The organism is Amycolatopsis sp. NPDC051371 (assembly GCF_040682155.1).
In the GTDB taxonomy this organism is placed as follows: domain Bacteria; phylum Actinomycetota; class Actinomycetes; order Mycobacteriales; family Pseudonocardiaceae; genus Amycolatopsis.
The window spans coordinates 189,080-208,886 of record NZ_JBFBAG010000008.1; the positions used below are offsets into that span (position 1 = coordinate 189,080).

General features: G+C 68.9%; 17 protein-coding genes, 2 tRNA genes and 1 pseudogene. 12 read left to right on the forward strand and 8 right to left on the reverse strand.

The window, feature by feature from the left end:
• Positions 1-213: 213 nt before the first annotated feature.
• Positions 214-1,317: a S1 family peptidase gene (locus AB0M59_RS13270; protein WP_364613423.1), complete on the forward strand. Its 1,104-nt coding sequence runs from the start codon at positions 214-216 to the stop codon at positions 1,315-1,317.
• Between the two features lie 96 nt (positions 1,318-1,413).
• Here the strand turns inward: AB0M59_RS13270 and AB0M59_RS13275 are convergent, their stop codons facing one another.
• Both AB0M59_RS13275 and AB0M59_RS13280 read right to left on the reverse strand, forming a co-directional pair.
• Entirely contained in the window at positions 1,414-1,818 is a 405-nt protein-coding gene (locus AB0M59_RS13275; RefSeq protein WP_364613426.1) for an SsgA family sporulation/cell division regulator, read from the reverse strand.
• 178 nt (positions 1,819-1,996) lie between these two features.
• A complete protein-coding gene (locus tag AB0M59_RS13280; RefSeq protein WP_364613429.1) occupies positions 1,997-2,380 on the reverse strand; it encodes a hypothetical protein in 384 nt (127 codons plus the stop codon).
• Positions 2,381-2,702: 322 nt separating this feature from the next.
• On the opposite strand from AB0M59_RS13280, the pseudogene AB0M59_RS13285 reads away from it, so the two are divergent.
• Together AB0M59_RS13285 and AB0M59_RS13290 are read left to right on the forward strand one after the other, a co-directional pair.
• Positions 2,703-2,792, forward strand: a pseudogene (locus AB0M59_RS13285) (FAD-dependent monooxygenase); the annotation flags it as partial.
• 10 nt (positions 2,793-2,802) lie between these two features.
• On the forward strand, positions 2,803-2,955 hold the full coding sequence (locus AB0M59_RS13290) for a hypothetical protein (RefSeq protein WP_364613584.1): 153 nt from the start codon (positions 2,803-2,805) through the stop codon (positions 2,953-2,955).
• Here the strand turns inward: AB0M59_RS13290 and AB0M59_RS13295 are convergent.
• Positions 2,933-3,406, reverse strand: a complete 474-nt coding sequence (locus AB0M59_RS13295) for an Lrp/AsnC family transcriptional regulator (protein ID WP_364613432.1) — start codon at positions 3,404-3,406, stop codon at positions 2,933-2,935. The genes AB0M59_RS13290 and AB0M59_RS13295 overlap by 23 nt on opposite strands.
• A gap of 214 nt (positions 3,407-3,620) precedes the next feature.
• Between AB0M59_RS13295 and AB0M59_RS13300 the strand changes: the two genes are divergently transcribed.
• On the forward strand, positions 3,621-4,610 hold the full coding sequence (locus AB0M59_RS13300; protein WP_364613435.1) for a beta-ketoacyl-ACP synthase III: 990 nt from the start codon (positions 3,621-3,623) through the stop codon (positions 4,608-4,610).
• On the opposite strand, the gene AB0M59_RS13305 is transcribed toward AB0M59_RS13300, so the two are convergent.
• The 3 genes from AB0M59_RS13305 to AB0M59_RS13315 form a co-directional block, all read right to left on the reverse strand.
• Positions 4,598-6,097 carry an adenylate/guanylate cyclase domain-containing protein gene (locus AB0M59_RS13305; protein ID WP_364613438.1) on the reverse strand — a complete coding sequence of 500 codons (1,500 nt, stop codon included), beginning with the start codon at positions 6,095-6,097 and terminating at the stop codon, positions 4,598-4,600. The genes AB0M59_RS13300 and AB0M59_RS13305 overlap by 13 nt on opposite strands.
• A gap of 178 nt (positions 6,098-6,275) precedes the next feature.
• A complete protein-coding gene (locus AB0M59_RS13310) occupies positions 6,276-7,088 on the reverse strand; it encodes a class I SAM-dependent methyltransferase (protein ID WP_364613441.1) in 813 nt (270 codons plus the stop codon).
• Between the two features lie 36 nt (positions 7,089-7,124).
• Entirely contained in the window at positions 7,125-7,814 is a 690-nt protein-coding gene (locus AB0M59_RS13315; protein WP_364613444.1) for a FadR/GntR family transcriptional regulator, read from the reverse strand.
• 317 nt (positions 7,815-8,131) lie between these two features.
• Between AB0M59_RS13315 and AB0M59_RS13320 the strand changes: the two genes are divergently transcribed.
• Positions 8,132-8,905, forward strand: a complete 774-nt coding sequence (locus AB0M59_RS13320) for a sulfite exporter TauE/SafE family protein (RefSeq protein ID WP_364613447.1) — start codon at positions 8,132-8,134, stop codon at positions 8,903-8,905.
• Here the strand turns inward: AB0M59_RS13320 and hisC are convergent.
• Positions 8,895-9,950, reverse strand: a complete 1,056-nt coding sequence (gene hisC, locus AB0M59_RS13325) for a histidinol-phosphate transaminase (RefSeq protein ID WP_364613450.1) — start codon at positions 9,948-9,950, stop codon at positions 8,895-8,897. The two genes, AB0M59_RS13320 and hisC, sit on opposite strands and share 11 nt — an antisense overlap.
• 145 nt (positions 9,951-10,095) lie before the next feature.
• Between hisC and AB0M59_RS13330 the strand changes: the two genes are divergently transcribed.
• The 7 genes from AB0M59_RS13330 to AB0M59_RS13360 all read left to right on the forward strand — a co-directional run bounded on the left by AB0M59_RS13330 (position 10,096) and on the right by AB0M59_RS13360 (position 17,583).
• Positions 10,096-10,725, forward strand: a complete 630-nt coding sequence (locus AB0M59_RS13330) for a dienelactone hydrolase family protein (RefSeq protein WP_364613453.1) — start codon at positions 10,096-10,098, stop codon at positions 10,723-10,725.
• Between the two features lie 48 nt (positions 10,726-10,773).
• Positions 10,774-12,753 (forward strand): acetoacetate--CoA ligase, encoded by a 1,980-nt coding sequence (locus AB0M59_RS13335; protein ID WP_364613456.1) that lies wholly within the window; start codon positions 10,774-10,776, stop codon positions 12,751-12,753.
• 37 nt (positions 12,754-12,790) lie between these two features.
• Positions 12,791-14,506: a phosphatidylglycerol lysyltransferase domain-containing protein gene (locus AB0M59_RS13340; protein WP_364613459.1), complete on the forward strand. Its 1,716-nt coding sequence runs from the start codon at positions 12,791-12,793 to the stop codon at positions 14,504-14,506.
• A gap of 65 nt (positions 14,507-14,571) precedes the next feature.
• A tRNA-Ser gene (locus tag AB0M59_RS13345) sits at positions 14,572-14,661 on the forward strand.
• A gap of 46 nt (positions 14,662-14,707) precedes the next feature.
• Positions 14,708-14,781, forward strand: a tRNA-Arg gene (locus tag AB0M59_RS13350).
• Between the two features lie 184 nt (positions 14,782-14,965).
• Positions 14,966-16,114: a tyrosine-type recombinase/integrase gene (locus tag AB0M59_RS13355; RefSeq protein WP_364613462.1), complete on the forward strand. Its 1,149-nt coding sequence runs from the start codon at positions 14,966-14,968 to the stop codon at positions 16,112-16,114.
• A gap of 284 nt (positions 16,115-16,398) precedes the next feature.
• A complete protein-coding gene (locus tag AB0M59_RS13360; protein ID WP_364613465.1) occupies positions 16,399-17,583 on the forward strand; it encodes a pentapeptide repeat-containing protein in 1,185 nt (394 codons plus the stop codon).
• A 21-nt stretch (positions 17,584-17,604) separates the two neighbouring features.
• Here AB0M59_RS13360 and AB0M59_RS13365 read toward each other — a convergent pair whose 3' ends face one another.
• Positions 17,605-18,762: a hypothetical protein gene (locus AB0M59_RS13365; protein ID WP_364613468.1), complete on the reverse strand. Its 1,158-nt coding sequence runs from the start codon at positions 18,760-18,762 to the stop codon at positions 17,605-17,607.
• Between the last annotated feature and the right edge of the window lie 1,045 nt (positions 18,763-19,807).

Sequence of the window (19,807 nt, forward strand, 5' to 3'; positions counted from 1 at the left end):
GTAGTTCACGGAAACCCTACTTAAGGACCTGTCCGACCGGGTGACAACCCGCGGCCGGGACCGCTTGGAGCAGGGGATTCGTCCGGGGTGAATGCGTATACCCATTCGCCGGGTGCCCGGATTGCACCGTAACGCCCACTGCGGGGACCCTCACCCGGGGGAGTACCACTGCGTGGCCGGTGCAGAGCCGCGCGTAACCATCTAGGGAGAAGCATGAAGATCGCCAGACTCTTCGGTGCCGCTGCCGCCGTGGTGATGACGACGGGTGCGCTCGTCGCGGTCGCCGTCCCCGCGTCGGGCCAGGACCTGCTGAACCCGGACATCGTGCCCGCCATGCAGCGCGACCTGGGCCTGACCCACGACCAGGTGCTGACGCGGCTGAAGAGCGAAGACGTCGCGAACAAGGTCACCGAGGCCGTCAGCGCGACGCTCGGCGACGCGTTCGGCGGCGCCACCTACAACGCCGCCACGGGCAAGGCGCACATCCAGACGACGAACGCCGCCGAGGTCGGCAAGATCCAGGCGTCCGGGGCCGAGGCGGAGGTCGTGAAGTTCAGCGCCCGCCAGCTCGACTCCACTGTGGACACCCTGAACGCCCGCGACAACGCGGCCCCGTACGCGATCACCGGCTGGGGCGTCGACTCCGCCACCAACCGCGTCTCGGTCACGGTGCTGCAGGGCCAGCGCGGCACGGCCGACGCGTTCCTCGCGCAGTCCGGTGTGGACAAGTCGTCGGTGACGATCCTCGAGACGGCTTCGAAGCCGACCCTGCACGCCAACATCCGCGGTGGTGACGCCTACTACATCGGTGGCTCGTCGCGCTGCTCGGTCGGCTTCTCGACCACCACCGGCTTCCTGACCGCCGGGCACTGCGCCGCGCTGACCGGCGGCGGCCGGCTGACCGGCTCCAACGGCGCCGCGCTCGGCTCGTGGGGCGCCTACCGGTTCCCGGGCAGCGACTACGCGCGGGTGAACACGAGCAGCGGCTGGACCCCGCTGGCCTCGATGAACAACGGCACCGCGGTGCGGGGCTACTCGAACGCGGCGACCGGCACGTCGGTCTGCAAGGCCGGCTCGACCACCGGCTGGACCTGCGGCACCGTCGGCGCCAAGAACCAGAGCGTCCGCTACGCCGAGGGCACGGTCAACGGCATGACCGCGACCAACGTCCGCTCGGCGGCCGGTGACTCGGGCGGCGGCTTCATCGCGGGCAACTCGGCGCAGGGCATCCTGTCCGGCGGCAACACCGCGACGACGTACTTCTTCCCGATCGGCGCGGCGCTTTCGGCGACCGGTGCCACGCTGAAGACCAGCTGACCTCTCCCGGAGACAGCGAAAGGGCGGGTTTCGAGTGCCTCCAGCGCACTCGAAACCCGCCCTTCGTCCTCGCCGCGGGAATGGGAGGTTCAGGGGTCAGACGTTGCTGATCTCCTCGATCAGCCCGTCGACGTCGAAGTGCGCGCTCTCTTCGCCGAGCGGCACGAGCTCGAAGGACGCGTCGAGGAACGTCCGGACGTCTTCGACCTCGAGCTCGAACGACGCATAGCCGTCCGGTGACTCGATTTCGAGGGTGAGGAAGTCTTCGTCCTCGGACAGGTCCGGGCGGACCCGGACGTCACCGAGGCCGGCCGGCTCGTCGAGACCGGACACGAGGAGGTCACGCGCGAAGGTCCATTCGATCCACCGGCCGCGCTCGGTCCGGAACGCCACGGTGACCGCGAACGGCTCCTCGGCTTGGTAGGAGAGGCGGGACAGGACGGGCGTGGTGCTCTCGTTCAGCACCACGAACTGGCTCTGGTGAACGGCGTCGGTCTGCATGGCCCCTCCTGGACTCCGGTGGCGGTTCGCGCGGCGCGAACTGTTCGAGGAGGAGATGGCGGGGGCCTCGCGGCATGACGGAGAAACTCTCACGTTCACTTGATCGGTTGCATCCGTCCATTGTGGTGTAACGTCCGGCACATACCCCTTGCGTTCACCCGGCGACTGCTGGTGACGGCTAGCGCAGGGCTTCGGGGAGCTTCTTCCGCAGCACGAGCAGCGTCGGAACGGCCGCCGCGCAGGTCAGGGCCAGTACCGACCAGGGCAACGCGTTGCTCGCGCTGAGCAGGACGGCCGGCAAACCGGGCGCGAGCGCGACCGGCAGGCCCCAGGGCAGCTGGAAGATCGAGCTGGCCCGGCCTTCGGCGCCGCGTGGCGCGGCTGCGGCCGTCGCGGTGCCGGTGGGCCGAACATCGCCTCCGCGACGGAGACTGGCGATCCACTGTGGACCATGCAGGAGGTCCCGCACGACGATGGGCAGCACGGCGAACTTGCTCGCGCCGACGAGCGTGAAAACCGTGTGGGTGAGGCAGAAGCCAGTGAAGGGCCGATCGCCGAGCACGGCTCGCCTCGTTCGTCGACATCGCCGACGACGGCCTGGCGCTGTTCGAACCCGGCGACGAGCGTGCCGCCCGGGACACGTTCGCGTGGCTGGCCGAGGCACTGGAGGGACCGCGATGAAAGCAGTGGTGGCCGGCGCGGGCATCGACGGCGTCACGGCGGCGCTCGCCCTCGTCAAAGCGGGCTGGGCGGAGGCCGGCACGTTCACCTTCGGCCGCGGTGCGTACTTCCTGGCCCACCCGATCGGCGGCGAGCGGGTGTACTGGGCCCTCGCCGTGCACGAACGCCGGCCGGGCGTCCGCTACGACGACGACCTGGCCGAGGTCCGCGGCCGGGTGGCGCTGCTCGGCGACGCGGCCCATGCGATGACTCCGGACATGGGCCAGGGCGCCTGCCAGGCGATCGAGGACGCGGATCGCGCGGATGGCCCGTCAGAAGGGCGCGATGGCACTGACGACGTCACGCCTCGGGTACGCGCTCAACCGGCTCGGCATGCGCGCGCCCGCGTCGGTGATCCGGAAGCAGACGGAGAAGCTGTGGTCCTGGACCCCGCCTACGGCCCCAGCGGCAGGCTGAGCCCGACCTTCACCCGGTCCATCGCCACGCTCGTCGTGAAGTGCCGGACGTTCGGGTTGTCGAAGAACATCCGCCGGGTGAACGCCTCGAAGGCCGCCATGTCCGGGCACGTCACGACCAGCACGAAGTCCGCGTTGCCGGTGACGTAGTAGCACTGCTGGACGCAGTCGTCGGCGAGGATCTGGCGCCGGAACGCGTCCAGGACCGCCAGGTTCTCCCGCTCCATCTCGACCATGACGACGAACGTCATGCTCAGCCCGAGCGCCGCCGGGGACAGCACCGCGACCTCGCGCTCGATGACTCCCGCTTCGCGCAGCCGCTTGATCCGCCGTTGCACCGCCGCGGCCGACAGGCCGACCTTCGCGCCGATCGTCTCCGCGATGGTGCGGGCGTCGTCCTGGAGGCAGGCGAGGATGGCGATGTCCAGCTGGTCGAGGTCGGGAGTCTGCACTCCAGCAGGCTAGCCGGGACCCCCGACGATTCGCGTGGCGTTCGCTCCGCGCTCACTCTTGCGTGACGTCGCTCACTACTCCGTCCCCGGGGAAAGTGAAACAACTTTTCCAGTGACCTGGAACACAACTCACCGGTCTACCAGGGGGTAGCGCATACAAGTGGAAGACCAGCCGGACGCTCCCGCCAACCCGCCGGCGTGGGGAGGCTCCGCCGTGCCCGCACCTGCCGCCGTGCTGACCGGAATCGGTTCGTGGCTGCCGACGACAGTCCTGGGCAACGACGAGATCGCCGCCCGGCTCGACACCACGGACGAGTGGATCCGGACCCGCACCGGTATCCGGGAGCGCCGCGTCGCCGGACCCGACGAGTCCACTGTGGACCTCGCCGTCGGGGCGGGTCGCGAAGCCCTCGCGGGTGGTTCCGCCGACGTCGTCGTCCTCGCCACCTCGACCCCCGACCAGTCCTGCCCGGCCAGTGCGCCGCAGGTCGCCGCCCGGCTCGGGCTCGGCACGGCCGCCGCCTTCGACGTCAACGCCGTCTGCAGCGGGTTCGTCTACGCGCTGGCCACGGCCGCGGGGTTCATCGCGGGCGGCATCGCCGAGCGCGTGCTCGTGATCGGCGCCGACACCTTCACCACCCTCATCGACCCCGGCGACCGCACGACCGTCCCCATCTTCGGCGACGGCGCGGGCGCCGTCCTGCTGCGGGCCGGCGAGCCCGACGAGCCCGGCGCGTTCGGGCCGTTCGACCTGCACAGCGAGGGCGAGCTGGCCGACCTGCTGTGGGTCGAAGCCGGCGGCGCGCGGCGGCGGCTGTCCGACCAGCCGAGCGACCGCTTCCTCGCGATGCAGGGCACCGCGGTGTTCCGGCACGCCTGCGCGCGGATGGCGGAGTCGTCGCGGACCGTGCTGGAGCGCGCGGGCTGGATGGTCGGTGACGTCGACCGCTTCGTCGGTCACCAGGCGAACATCCGGATCCTCCAGTCGACGGCGAAGCAGCTCGGCATGCCGGCCGACGCCGTCGTCGCCAACATCGACCGCGTCGGCAACACCAGCGCCGCGTCGATCCCGCTCGCCCTGGCCGACGCACAGGCCGACGGCACTCTCGTCCCCGGGCACCGCGTGCTGCTCAGTGCGTTCGGCGCGGGCCTGACCTGGGGCTCGACGGTGCTGCGCTGGCCGGATCTGGGTCAGCTGTCCTGAGGTTCCGGGCCGGCCGTCCAAGTCGGCGTCGGCTCTTGGCGGCCGCGTAACGCCAGCTCGCCGTGCTTCTCCCAATGCGCGGCTTCGCTCGGCAGCGCCCCGGAGACGACGGCGTCGCTGGCGAGGATCCGTGACGGCACCGCCTTGGCCAGCTCGGTCAGCCGCGCGGCCTCGTTGACCGCGTCGCCGATGACGGTGTACTCGAGCCGGCTGCTGGTGCCGAGCTGCCCGGCGAACACCGGGCCGCTCGAGACGCCGATGCCGAGGTCGAGCTCGCCGTTCGCGCACACCGCGTCCCGGATCGCGCGGGCCGCCGACAGCGCGGCCGTCGGCCCGTCCGCGAGCCGCGTCGGGGCGCCGAAGATGCACAACGCGGCGTCGCCCTGGAACTTGTTGACCAGCCCGCCGCGCGCGCCGACCGCGGAGACGACCGCGGCGAACAGCCGGTTCAGCTTCTCGACCAGCTCCTCGGGCGGCGTGCGGTAAGCGAGCGCGGTCGAGTCGACGACGTCGACGAACAACGCCGTGACCTCGCGGACGTCGCCGGACAGCGACGCGCCGTACTCCAGCGCGTGCCGGGCGACGTCGGCGCCGACGTGCCTGCCGAAGAGGTCCCGCATCCGCGCCTGCTCGCGCAGGCCGGCGGCGAGCTGGTTCACCGACGTCTGGAGCAGGCCGATCTCGCTGGAGTCGTCGACGTCGACCGCGACGTCGTTGTCGCCGCGGGCGATCCGGTCGAGGGCCACGCGCAGCCGGTGCAGCGGCGCCGCGACGGCCCGGGCCAGCAGGGCGGTGCCGATCGCGCCGACGCCGAGGCCGATCACCGACAGCATGATCAGGCTGGCGGTGTGGTTGCCGGCGCCCAGCTCCGGCGGCGTCGCGACGAGCAGGACGCCGACGAACGGGACGCCACTGGCCAGCGCCCAGGTGACGATCAGCCGGGTGAGCACGGTGACCGGCAGCGACCCGCTCGGCGGCAGGATCTCGAGCGCGATCGTCATCACCGGCCGCGCCACCCACTCGGCGGCGAGGTAGGTGAGCCCCACGGTGGTGAGGCCGCCGAGCCCGATGACCGTGGCCATGCCGATGGCGTCTTCGCTGGACCCGAGCACCCCGGCCAGCACGCTGAGGACGGCGGTGCCGATCAGCCAGAGCGTGCCGCTGACCACGGCCATGTCGACGGGCAGCCGCAGAGCGCGCTTCGCCTCGCTTTCCGACGGCGGGCGGCCGAGCACGAACCAGATCGCGGTGCGCCGCTGCAGCCACGCCGTCCACAGCGTCCCGGCGAGCAGCGAGACCGCGACGATCCCGGCGGCGGTCAGCCCGAGGATCCACCCCCGGTCGCCGACGTCACCGGGCAGGCCCTGCAGCAGCAGGAGCAGCGCGACGACCCCGGACCCGGCGACGCTGGAGCCGAGACCGAGCCCGGCGAAGCCCAGGCTGGTCCGCAACACCACCCGGAAGTTGCTCACGGCGATCTTGCGCACGGCGTCGATCGTACGGCCGAAAATGCGTGGCCACCGCCGATGGCCGGTGGTTACCGTGCGGATCACGGGCTGCATGGGGCGGCGAGGTGATCGGGTTCGCGCTAGGGGGCGATGCCGCGCCGAAGTCTCGGCCGCGCAGCAACATCTGCGGCTTCGTCGCGCGGGTGCTGGAGTCGCGTCAGAAGCGGTACCGCACGATGTTCGCCATCCGGGCCAGTGCCGGGAAGTACTTCAGCATCCGCAGCTGGAACCGCGTGGCCGGCCGCAGGCGGGCCGTCACCTCCGGCGTGGACCAGTGCGACGCGTCCAAAGAGGACACCAGCGTCAGGCCGCAGCGCTCCAGCTCGTGCGGGTCGTCGACGCCCCAGTGCAGCGTCGCTTTGGCGCGCCGGACCGGCGTGTTGAGCTTCTGCGCCTTGATGCCCAGCCTGCTGAAGACGTCGCAGATCAGCTCGCCCGACGGGAACTTCGCGACCAGCCGGCGGATCAGCTCGGTGCCGTCCTCCGGCGTCAGGTACATGGTCAGGCCTTCGGCGACGATCAGCGCCGGGCGATCCGAGGGCACCTGGTCGAGCCACGCGAAGTCCGTCACCGACGTGCCGATGTTCGTGTGGTTCGGCGCGGCCGCGTAGAGCTTCTCGCGCAGCTCGACGACCTCGGGGTAGTCGACGTCGTACCAGTGCACCGACGACGGCGGGGCGAGGCGCTGGAAGCGCGTGTCCATCCCGCAGCCCAGGTGCAGCACGATCGCGTCCGGGTGGCTTCGCAGGTAGTCGGCGGCCCATTCGTCGATCGGCTTCGCGCGCAGGACGACGCTCACGGCGCTGTCGCGAGTGATGCCGAGCCGCGCGAAGTCGTAGTCGATCTGCCGGACGGCTTCGTCGGCGGCGTGATCGCCGAGCACCGGGTCGGCCTCGCGGCTGTCGAGCGCGCGGCCGTACAGCGTGGCCAGCATCGTGGCTTTTTCTTCGGTGAAGTGTACCTTCTCCATCACGACCCCCAGAACTTTCACAATGTTATGAAAAGTCTAGCGCTCTTCGGGGTGCGCGGCGAAGTCGTGCGCGTAGGTCTTGGCGTCGACCAGGTGCTTGAGGGTCAGCTCGCGGGCCGCGGCCGGGTCGGACCGGCGGATGGCGTCGAGGATGGCGCGGTGGTCGTCGACGGCCTTGCGGATCTGGCCGGGCAGCCGCAGCGCCGCCCGCCGTTCCTCGCCGACCAGCGCGAGCACGTTCCGCAGCAGCCCGGCGACGTCGTCGTTGCCGGCGTTCTGCGCGATCACCCGGTGGAACTCGGCGTCGGCGGCGATGACGTGCAGCATGTCGCCGTCTTCGGCCGCCCGCGCCATCTCGGCGACGTTGTCCTCGAGGCGGCTCACGGTCTTCGCCGTCGCCTGCCGGGCAAGCCGTTCGGCGAGGGTCGGCTCGACGGTCGCGCGCAGGTCGAAGAGCTTTTCGACGAGCTGGTCGTGCTCGGTGAACCAGGTGCGCAGGGGCTGTTCCTGCTGCTCCCGGACGTAGGTGCCGGAGCCGGCGCGGATCCGGACGTAGCCGATGGAGTCGAGCACGCGCAGCGCCTGCCGCAGCGACCCGCGGCTGATGCCGAGGTCCTCGCACAGGACGCGTTCGGCGGGCAGCCGGGAGCCCGGCGGCAGCTTCCCGGAGTCGATCAGCGACCGCAGCCGATCGACGGTCGCGCTCCAGACCTGCTCGGTGTCCACGCCGCCCATCCTGTCAGCTCCGGAAACTGTCGGTGGTGGCTGTCATGATCGCGAACACGGACATCCGGGGGGCGTGGGCGCGCGGCTGGCCGGTGTCGCGGGGTGAGGGTTGTACGGCTCCCTCGGCTGGCGCGTGGAGTCCGACGTCGTCCCCGCTCACGTACTGGAAGGAACGGAATGACCGCGCGGTTCAAGGACCTGGCACTGGACGCGAACGACCACCAAGCCCCCGCGGTGACTGTCTCGCCTGCCACATCTGAGCCCATCCGCTTCGCGGCCCCACCCCGAGATGCTTAGGCTCCGCACGTGAGCGCTAAATGACGTGGTGGCACGCGGCGATCATCGTCGTCGCCGGGATCTGGGCGGGCACCATCAACGCCGTCGTCGGGTCGGGGACTCTCGTCACCTTCCCGGTCCTCGTGGCGCTGGGCTACCCGCCCGTCACCGCGACGACGTCCAACGCCATCGGCCTCGCGCCCGGCACGCTCAGCGGGGCCTGGGGTTACCGGCACGAGCTCACCGGCTACTGGCCGCAACTCGCGAAGTTCGCCGTCGCGTCGTTCCTCGGCGCCATCGGCGGCACCATCCTGCTGCTGTCGCTGCCGAAGGATGCCTTCGAAGCCGTCGTTCCCGTGCTCGTCGGGCTGGCCGTGATCCTCGTGATCGTGCAGCCGCGCGTCTCCAAATGGGTCGCCAAGCGCCGCGAAGAAAACGGCGAAGAGCACAAAGCCGGCCCGCTGCTGATGTTCTTCATCTTCGTCATCGGCATCTACGGCGGGTACTTCACCGCCGCGCAGGGCGTGATGCTGATGGCCGTCATGGGGATGTTGCTGTCCGAACCGCTGCAGAAGCTCAACGGCGTCAAGAACGTCCTCGCCGCCGTGGTCAACGTCGTCGCCGGGGTGATCTACGCGTTCGTCGCGCCGATCAGCTGGCCGGTGGTGCTCTGGCTGGCCGTCGGGTCGACCGCCGGCGGCTTCCTCGGCGCGAAGATCGGCCGGAAGCTGCCGCCGGCGGTGCTGCGCGGCGTGATCGTCGTGATCGGCGTCGCCGCCGTGATCCAGCTGGTGGTCAAGCAGTTCAGCGACTGAAGTCGCGCGCCGCGGCCAGGAAGAGGTCGTTCTCCTCGCGGGTCCCGATGGTCACGCGCACGCCGTCGCCGGCGAACGGGCGCACCACGAGCTTGCGGTCCAGCGCGTGCTCGGCGAACGGCACGGCCTGATCGCCCAGGGGCAGCCAGACGAAGTTCGCCTGCGTCTCGGGCACCCGATAACCGGCTTCGAGCAGTGCGTCCCGCACCCGCCCGCGTTCGGTGACGATCTCCTTGCAACGCTCCAGCAGCTCGCCGGCCGCGTCGAGCGACGCCAGCGCCGCGACCTGGGCCAGCATGTTCACCGAGAAGGCGACGTACACCTGGCGAAGCGCGTCGGCGATCGCCTGCGGCGCGACGGCGTAACCGACGCGAAGGCCCGCGAGGCCGTACGCCTTCGAGAACGTGCGCAGCACCATGACGTTCGGGCGCGTCCGCGTGTACTCGACGCCGTCGGGCACCTCGGGGTCGGTGACGAACTCCTTGTACGCCTCGTCCAGCACCACCAGCACGTGCTCCGGGACGGCGTCGAGGAACCGCTCCAGCTCCGCGCGGCGCACCGCCGTGCCGGTCGGGTTGTTGGGGTTGCAGACGAAGACGACGCGCGTCCGGTCGGTGATCGCCGCGAGCATCGCGTCGAGGTCGAGCTCCTGGCCCTCGGTGATCGGGACCTTCACCGACACGGCGTTCGCCACCTGCGTGACGATCGGGTACGCCTCGAACGAGCGCCAGGCGAAGATCACCTCGTCACCAGGCGCGCAGACCGCCTGGATCGTCTGCTGGCACAGGGAGACCGAGCCGCAGCCGATCGCGACGTGCTCGACCGGCACGTCCAGGTCGCGCGCCAGCCGCTCGCGCAAGGCCTGCGAGCCGGTGTCGGGGTAGCGGTTGATGCCCGCCGCGGCTTCGGCGATCGCGCGCGCGACGCTCGGCAGCGCGCCGCCGGGCACCTCGTTGCTCGCCAGCTTGATCGCGCCTTCGATCGTCCGGCCGGGGATGTATTTCGGCAACGATTCAAGATCTGCGCGAGGGGACACGGACGACATCTTCGGCGCTCCTCCGATTGAACGGGACGACCCGGCCACCGTATCTTTTCCGCCCGCCGCCCCGCGACTCCCTTCAGGCGGTATGTGACCAGCCGAGCTGCCAGAATGGGTTCCCGCCGTTCACCTCGAAGTGATTGAGTGACGTATGACGTCGACCAGCACCGTGGACTACCAGCGCACCGACGGCCGCACCCTGCGCCTGACCTTCTCGGAGCCCGAAGGCGCGCTACGCGGCGGTTTGGTGGTCCTGCACGAGGCGGACGGGGTCACCGACGGCGTCAAGATGCTGCTCGCCAGCCTCGCCATCGAGGGCTGGCTGACCGTCACCCCGCACCTCGAAAACGCGGAGCTGACCCAGCGGGACCTGCTCGACGCGACGGACATCACACTCGCCTGGCTCGTCGAACGCGGCGTCCAGGCCGACCTGCTCGGCGTCATGGGCTTCGACCTCGGTGGCACCGCGGCGCTCGTCGTCGCGTCGCACCGCAGGCTGGGCGCCGCCGTCAGCGTCGGCGGGCAGCAGTCCGCCGAACTGCCCGCGCTGGTCGAGATCGCCGGGAAGCTCACCAGCCCGTGGCTCGGCATGTACGGCGACGCCGGCGACGAGGCGGGTGGCGCCGAGGTCGAGCGCCTGCGTGACGCCGCGGCGTCGGCGAAGGTCGCCACGAACGTCGTCCACTACCCGGGCGCGAACCACCGCTTCGACGCCGACCCGGGCGCGGCCGCCGAGGCCTGGCAGCGCACGCTCAGCTGGTTCGACGCCCACCTGCGGTAGGGATTCCGAGGGCCGTCACCGAGCGATCCGAAGGATTACGCTCGTGACGTGACGCACACCGCCGACGCCCCCGAAGTGCTCTGGCGCCCTGAGCCGAGCCACGTTGCCGACACCAAGATCGAAGCCTTCCGCCAGTGGCTGCGCGCCGAACGCGGCGTCGAGGTGGACGACTACCGCTCGCTCTGGGAGTTCTCGGTCGAGCGCGGCCCGGACTTCTGGACGGCGGTCGCGGACTTCCTCGGCGTCCGCTGGCACGACCAGCCGCGTGAGGTGCTCTCCGGTGAGATGCCGGACGCCGTCTGGTTCGACGGCGCCACGCTGAACTACGCCGAGCACGCGCTCACCCCCGGCGTCGCGGGCGCCACGAAGGGCGACGACGAAACCGCGGTGATCTTCCACCGCGAAGACGGCTTCGCGGACCACCTGACGTACGGCGAGCTTCGCGCGCAGGTCGCCGCCGCGCGGGCCGCGTTCCTCGAACTGGGCGTCGGCAAGGGCGACCGCGTCGTCGCGCTGGCCCCGAACTGCCCGCAGACGCTGGTCGCGTTCCTCGCCGCGGCGAGCGTCGGAGCGATCTGGTCGTCGTGCTCGCCGGACTTCGGTGTCCGCGCGGTCGCGGACCGCTTCGTGCAGATCGAGCCGAAGGTGCTCTTCGCCGTCAACGCCTACGCGTACAACGGCCGGCAGTTCGACATCCGGACGACGATCGCCGACCTGCAGGCGAAGCTACCGGCGCTGGCCGCGACCGTGCTCGTCCAGTACGTCGGCGAAGGGCGGATGGACGGCGCGCTCGACTGGGCCGAGCTGCTCGCGGCGCACGAAGGCGCGCCGCTGCTGTTCGAGCCGGTCGAGTTCGCGCACCCGCTGTGGGTGCTCTACTCCTCCGGCACCACCGGCCTGCCGAAGGGCATCGTCCACGGCCACGGCGGCATCACGCTGGAGCACCTCAAGGCCCTCGCGCTGCAGACGGACCTCGGGCCGGGCGACCGGTTCTTCTGGTTCAGCACCACGGGCTGGATGATGTGGAACTTCCTCATCTCCGGCCTGCTGGTCGGCACGACGATCGTGCTCTACGACGGCAGTCCCGGCCATCCGGACCTCAACGCGCTCTGGCACCTGGCCGAGCAGCACCGCGTGACGTACTTCGGGACCTCGGCGCCGTTCATCCAGAGCTGCCTGAAGGCGGGCATCAAACCCGCCGAGCGCTACGACCTGACGGCGTTGCGCGCGCTCGGCTCCACCGGGGCGCCGCTGAGCGTCGAGGGCTTCCGCTGGATCGTGAACGAGGTCGGGAAGAAGGTGCAGATCTGCTCGGTCTCCGGCGGGACCGACCTCTGCGCGGCGTTCGTCGCGTCGGCACCCGACGTGCCCGTCTGGCTGGGGGAGCTGTCCTGCCCGGCACTGGGCGCCGCGGTCAACGCGTTCGACGAGGCCGGCAACGCCGTCATCGAGCAGGTCGGCGAGCTGGTGATCACGAAGCCGATGCCGTCGATGCCGGTCTTCTTCTGGAACGACCCGGACGGCTCGCGCCTGCGTGAGGCGTACTTCGAGATGTACCCGGGGCGGTGGCGCCACGGCGACTGGATCCGCGTCACCAGCCGCGGCTCGGCGGTGATCTACGGCCGCAGCGACTCGACGCTCAACCGCGGCGGCGTCCGGATGGGCACGGCGGAGTTCTACCGGGTCGTCGAGGGCTACGACGAGGTCGCGGATTCCCTGGTCGTGGACACTTCGGCGGCCGGCAACGACGACGGGCAGCTGATCTGTTTCCTCGTGCTGGCGGCCGGCGTCGAACTGGAAGACGTCGAGCCTAGGCTGAAGAAGGAACTCCGTAGCGCGCTGTCACCGAGGCATGTACCCGATCGGTTCGTCGTGGTTCAGGAGATTCCTCGTACCTTGAACGGTAAGAAGTGTGAGGTACCGGTGAAGAAGATCCTCGCCGGTGTGGCTCCCGACCGGGCCGTCAGCCGAGACGCGCTGGCCAACCCGGCGGCGTTGACGCCGTTCGTGGAGCTCGCCGGGGGGTGAATGGGGGAAGCATGATCGTCCACAACGGGTTGTACGGGTGGTGACGGGGACTCGCGCGCAGACCACCTGGCGGGTGGCGGGAGCCACCACCGTGGGGGTGATCACCTGGGTGACCCGGCTGGCCGGACTGATGACACTCGTGTCGGTCCTGGTGCCGGCCGGGCGGCGAAACCTGCGTGGACACCTGTCGGAGTGGCTGGAGCTGCCGCAGGAGGCGACGGTCGCGGCGGCGACCGTGGCGCTGGTGACGGGCGTGCTGCTCGTGCTGCTGGCCGCGGGCCTGCGGCGCCGCAAGCGCCGGGCCTGGCAGCTGGCGATCGGCGCGACGGTGCTGCTCACGGTGTCGCACATCGGGCTCCGGCACGTCTTCGGCGCCGGGCTGGTGTCGGTGGTGCTGCTGGTGGGCCTGATCGCGAGCCGGCGCTACTTCGTCGCGAAGCCGGACCCGGTGGTCGGCCGCTGGCGCGCGGTGCGCGTGTTCCTGCAGCTGGCGCTGGCCGGGTTCGGGATCAACGTCATCCTGCTGTCGGTGGCGTCGCGAGCGGTGCTGGAGCCGATGAGCTTCCCGGACCGCCTGGCGGAGTCCGCGCTCGCGCTGGTCGGCGCCAGCGGGCCCGCCGTGTTCCACCAGATGTGGCTGGAGGACATGACCGCGGCCGTCGGCCTGCTGTTCGGGCTCGCCGCGATCCTCGTCTCGGCGTACTTCCTGCTGCGCTCGGCCGAGCCGGCGCCCCGGCTGTCCGACGACGAGGTCGATCGCCTGCGCAAGCTGCTGGACGAGCACGGCGAACGGGATTCGCTCGGTTACTTCGCGTTGCGGCGCGACAAGTTCGCGGTGTTCTCGAAGACCGGCAAGGCGGCGGTCACCTACCGCGTGATCGCCGGGGTCGCGCTGTGCTCGGCCGACCCGCTCGGCGACCACGAGGCGTGGCCGGGCGCGATCGAGGAGTACCTGGAGGTCTGCCGCACGGGCGGCTGGGTCCCGGCGGCGATGGGCGTCTCGGAGCTGGGCGCGACGGTCTGGGCCCGGTTCGGCCTGGAGGTCCTGGAGATCGGCGACGAAGCGGTCGTCGACGCCGAAGGGTTCACCTTGGACGGACGCGTCATGCGCGGCGTCCGCCAGGCCGCGGCCCGCACGAAGCGCGCGGGCTACAAGGTGCTGGTGCGCCGGGCCGAGGACCTGCGCGAGGGTGAGCTGAACGAGCTGGTGACGTTGGCCGCGAACTGGCGCGGCACGGACACCGAGCGCGGGTTTTCGATGGCGCTCGGTCGCATGGGCGACGCGGGTTCGGTGCTGGTGACGGCCGAGCAGGGCGGCCGCGTGCGCGGCGTGCTCCAGTTCGTCCCGTGGGGCTCGACGGGCCTTTCGCTGGACGTCATGCGCCGCGACCGCACGGCCGACAACGGCGTCAACGAGCTGATGATTTCGGAGCTCCTGCTGGCGGCGGGAAGGCACGGCGTCGAGCAGGTGTCCCTGAACTTCGCCGCGTTCCGGGCGTTGATGGAACAGGGCCAGCGCATCGGCGCCGGCCCGGTCGCCAAGACGGCGGCGAAGGTCTTGCACTTCTTTTCGCGCTGGATCCAGATCGAGACGCTGTACAAGTTCAACGCGAAGTTCCAACCCCGCTGGGTACCTCGCTATCTGGTCTACCCGGGGGTGCGCGAACTCCCGCGCGTCGGCATCGCGACGTTCGAGGCGGAAGGCCTCGGCGGACGCTCTCCGCTCCTGCTCAGACTGCTGCAACGAGCGTGAGGGGGGTCCTGTCGGAGGGTGATCGGGGGGTGTGTAACCTATCTGAGCAGTGGTCGTTGGGCCCAGGAGGCTTCGCCTAGTCTGGTCTATGGCGCCGCACTGCTAATGCGGTTGGGGGTAACCCCCCCTCCCGGGTTCAAATCCCGGAGCCTCCGCTGGTACCCGGTTCGCCGAGTGCTAGGTTAGAGAACAACTGAACACGCGCCCGTAGCTCAGCTGGATAGAGCATCTGACTACGGATCAGAAGGTCAGGGGTTCGAATCCCTTCGGGCGCACGTACGGTTGAGACAGCAAAAGCACAGGTCCAGTGCCTCTTTCGGGAGGCACTGGACCTGTTGTGCGTTTAGCCTGATCCCTACTTCGATCTCTAGTGGTGTAGGGATGACCAGGTCGGATAGGGATGCCGGACAGCGACGAACGCGCCGCGGCTCAGGTACGCGGCGTGAGCGTTCGCCGGGCGTGTGGGAGATCCGCGTCGTCGTCGGCACCCATTCGCTGACCGGCCGGAGCAAACAACGGTCGTTCACCGTCCACGGGGACGAGCAGTACGCCGCGCAGCGGCAGGCCGAGCTGGTCGCCGATCACGGCGTCCGCCGGGTGTGCGTCGACCGGGGCGACCGGCTGTCGGTGGAACAGTTGCTGGATCGGTTCGAGGCGGCGCCGCATCGGTGGAGCCCGACCACGTTGCGGTCCTACGGTGGCGTGCTTCGGGACCTGCGGCGGGATCGGCTGGCGCGCTGCTGGCTGGATCGGCTGACGCCGGCGGTGCTGGAAACAGCCTTGGCGCGCTGGGCGGCGGCCGGGGCCACGCCGTCGACGTTGTCCGGTCGCTTCCACGTGCTGCATTCGGCGATCACCTGGGGTGTGTGCGAGCGGCTGCTGGGCTCGGATCCGTTGGTCGGGATGCGGTCGCCGCCGCGGCCGTATCCCCGTAAGCACCTGCCCCCACCAAAGGTGCGGCAGTTGTTCGCAGTGGCGGAGCAGCGACGGCTCGATGCCGCGGCTCGGCTTCTCGAGCGGCCGACGTCGCGGCAGCGGGCCTTGGACCTGTTTCTTGCGGAGCAGGATGAGCTGCTGGTGCGGCTGGCCGCGGATTCGGGCGCGCGTCGTGGTGAGTTGGCGGCGCTGCGGGTCGATGATCTGGACGGGCGGGTCCTGTCGATCGAGCGCGCCGCGAAGGACACGGTGATCGGCCCGACCAAGACCCACTCGCGTGGCCGTCTCACCCTTGGATCTACCACGGCACGGTGCTGGTACAACCATGTCCGAGCCTGGCGGAGCCATCCGCTGGCTGGCGACGCGACCGGGCCGTGGCTGTTCGCCGCACGGCCTGACCGGCAGACGCCGATTCGACCGGCCGGCCTCGGACACCGGTTCGAGCGGCTGCGGAACGCGGCAGGGTTGCCCGATGCGATGCTGCATCGGCTCCGGCACACCGTAGGCACCCATCTGGTGTCCCACGGCAAGATCCTGAAAGCCGCCGCTCGGCTGCGCCACCGGGATCCGTCCACGACGCTGCGCAACTACGCCGACGCGCTGCCCCTGGACGACGAGGACGCAGCCGACGAACTCGACGCCCTCTTCAACGGCTGGACCGATTTCGAGTAGCGATGACCGATGCGTGATAACAGCGAGGAAACCGTTGCTTGGGCCATGAGCCTGTCAGATCAGCCATCGCCTCTGTCGTACTACGGTGGCCACAGTCATGTCTCATGCCCGCACCATGGCTAGCGTGTCGGTCACGCTGGCTACCTGCCGTAGGCCGTACTCGTCGGTGGTGCTGCAGTAGGGGAGAGTGCAATGAGTGAACAGGCATCGGGATCGTGCCGGGATGGCCGACCTTGGCAGCACGCGAGACCCGCAGCACGTCGCATCGGAGGCGGTGATGCCCGATGACTGTCGATCCGCCAGCCTCGGCACTGCGAGGCCGCAGTCTACCGGGGACCTGGTGGGGTATTGCGCTGATCATTGCCGTGCCCGTGGTGCTGCTTGCCGCAGCCGCAATCGTCGTTCTGCTGCTTACCGTGCGGCCAACTGACGCCAAGGAGCGCATCGAGCTGATCAAGGCCGGTCTAGGGGTGGGTGCCGGCACCGGCGGTGTGGTGGCGTTGGTTCTGACTGGTCGCCGCCAGTGGGCTACTGAGGATGCTAACCGCGTCACCGAACTTGACGCTATCGAACGTCGAGCCACGGAACTCTATGCCAAAGCTGCCGAGCAGCTCGGCTCCGACTACGCACCAGTCCGTCTCGCCGGGTTTTACGCCTTGGAGCGGCTCGCCGACACCCACCCCGTCCAGCAGCAAACAGTTGCCAATTTGCTGTGCGCCTACCTTCGTATGCCCTTCGATCACCGCGGCGAGCCCACGGACGTCAACGGACCTGACCCCACGTTTCGCGTCACCGCCGCGCACCAGCAAGAACGCGAGGTCCGGTTGACCGCCCAGACCATCCTGACCGATCACCTCGCAACTGACGAACACCCCGACGCGCCGGTCGCCCAGCGCTGGGAAGAGATCACCCTCAATCTGGCTGGGGCGACCCTCATCGACTTCAAGCTGCAGTACAGCTGGCTGGCTCGCGCTACCTTCGCCGGCGCCACGTTCACTGGTGACCTCACTGAGTTCACCTACACGATGTTCGAAGGGCATACCCTGTTCCTCGACACAACTTTTCTAGCGCCAGTATCGTTTCGTGGCACCAATTTTGCCGATTTCATCACCTTCTCGAGAGCGACCTTTCAGAAGCGTGCCACCTTCAACGATGCTGTCTTCGAACATCAGGTCTACTTCAACGACGCCACGTTCGCCGGTGAGACCGACTTCGCGGGATCCACTTTCAGCACCCGCATCTCCAGGCCGCCCGGCGTGCAGTTCGACAGAGCCCGCTTTGAAGACACCGCCTCGTTCAGGGAAGTGACCGTTGCCGACACGCAGGTCACCTTCACCGGGACGACCTTTGCGACGGTGAACTTCGACGGAGCAGAGTTCGACCAGGGCGTCATCGGGTTAAAAGACACCTCAGCCGTGGCCCAGCTCGCAGAAATGGATTCAACCACTGTCAGTCAGCCTCTTGGCTGACAGTAATGCGCGCGTAACTCATTACCTGCACCAGCCGTCGTCACTAACGCCATTCACTGTGCCGATGTCAGTGAAGGACCCGTCGAGGGCGCGAGTATATCGCTTGGTCTTGTCGGCAAAGCCCATTGTTCGGAATGGGCCGGCCACGTAGGTGTGTTTGGCTTGGTCTCCGTCAACTGAGTACGTGACTTCCAGGTTCCACTGATAGTTCGCACGGCATCCGGTGACGTCGAACCGTAGCGTGGCAGGCTGGTCTGGGGACACGGTGAAGGCGGGGCCGATCGGTTCACGGCGAAGTTTTGTGACGTCAGCTGTGTCTGATTCGTCCGGCGCGCCCTTGTCCTTCAGGCTGGGCTTGTCGAGGTCCAGATCGAAGCTGCGATCGGTAGGACCTCCACAGCCGCCTTCGGGCGAGTAAATCCACGTCGGTGGTGGCAATCGTACGGTGTCGATCAATGGGCGAAGGTTGAGTATCCGCATCGACTTCTGCGGCGGAGCCGTTAAATCGAGATACAGCATGCCTGATCCCCACACGCCGGCACCTGCGCTGATCATCTGTTGACGTTCGTCGCCGGCGGCTGTCGAGAATGCTTTCACGCCCGGTCCACCGTTGATCATGGCAATCTGGGTCCCGCCGTCGCAGCCGCGGGACAGCGGCCAGGACTCTGCCACCTGCAGGGGGCCGTTCGTAGTCGCAGACGGCTTGGCGTTTGTTGATGCCGACGGCGTCTGTGCGGCATTGGCCAGAGGCAACCCGGTTGGGGCGGTGGTGGAAGGCGTAGTTGCAGGCTGCCGGTCGGCGCGGGAGAGGTAGACGACTACCAGGGCGGCGACCGCTACTGCGATTACCTCCACGACGAAGGTGCGACGTCCGGCTTGATGGATGTGAACGTTGCCTCCGATGCGCTCCGAGTTGACGGTGACCGAGCCCGAGTGGTCCGAGGACGTTGTCGTATTTCCGATACTCGTCGAACTGACTTCTTCAGAATTCGCCTTCCTTGCGGACAAGTGCTGTACGCCGGCACTGACCAACCCCGTCGACACCGTCAGTACTCCGACGGCCACCCAAGCGATCCAACTGTCTTTCAGGTCGGTAGCGAGATTGACGAAGACGGCGAGCGCCGTTGACAGCAACGAGGTGGTCAGTGGCCAACGCAGTACATGCCATTTTTGTTTCATGCGTGGCCTCTCCTAAGGGGTACCCGCGAAGTAGGCCGTTGTCACGACGACGGTCGAGGGTTCTGGGAACTGCGCGTCGGGATCGCCGAGCGGGCCGACACAAACGGACCACATTGGCGCGGACGTGTCTACTACGGCGGTGTCCGCTTTGGCCAGAACGAACTCGGTTTCGTCTTGACCGCAGATGTAGGCGCCGACGTAGCCGTCTGCCCGACCGCCCCAGGCACCGCCGTTGCGTATCCGGCACTGTTTGCCGTCGGCGAGGACGAGGCCCCACGGAGCGGGACTGTGTACTGGCGGGAGGAGACTGATTGTCGTCGTCGAACGTGTCTTGAGGAGTTTCTTCTCCCACGGAGACGTCCCGCACAGGAGAGTTTGGCGGTCGACGCCGACCCAGCAGACGTCGGCTCCGGCCGCGGAAGGAGAGCATGACACGACGCTGGTTCCGCCGGCGGGAGATGCAATGCAGTCATCGACGTGAGTGTCACCGGATTCGACAACGTATCCGGGAGCCGGATGGGCGGATTTGTCGACGCCAACCACTGTGATGACCTGTGTGCCCGGCGGCGCTGCGTGCTGGCTGCTGGTGGTTGGGGTCGAGTCGACTGCTGGCTGCGGTGGAGCAACTGAGTGCGTCGCCGGCTCTTGTGGGCTTGACAGCCAAACGATGCCAGCTGCTGTGGCGACGGTAATCGCAACGCCCAGTGCGGTCGTCAGCCCGTTGCGAGTCATGGCGGTAGGGTCGGCGCTACCAGCGCAGCTGTTACAACGAACGCCCACACCGAGAGGCTGGCGGGTCCGCTCGCTACGCCCTCGGCAGGGCGCACATAACAGCGCCAAGAGCATTGGCGGCGAGGACGCGGGTCGCGCCACTGCGACCAAGTCGGTGATTTTTGGACAGCGTCAACGTCATGTGGTTGTCGGACTGTCGAAGGTCGACGAATGACGGCGTCAGCCGATCCTTTCCGACGTCGAAATGGTGAATCGCGAAAAATCTGTTGCGGAAAGACGCTAGCCGACGATGGGTGGTGGTGAGTGTTCCTGT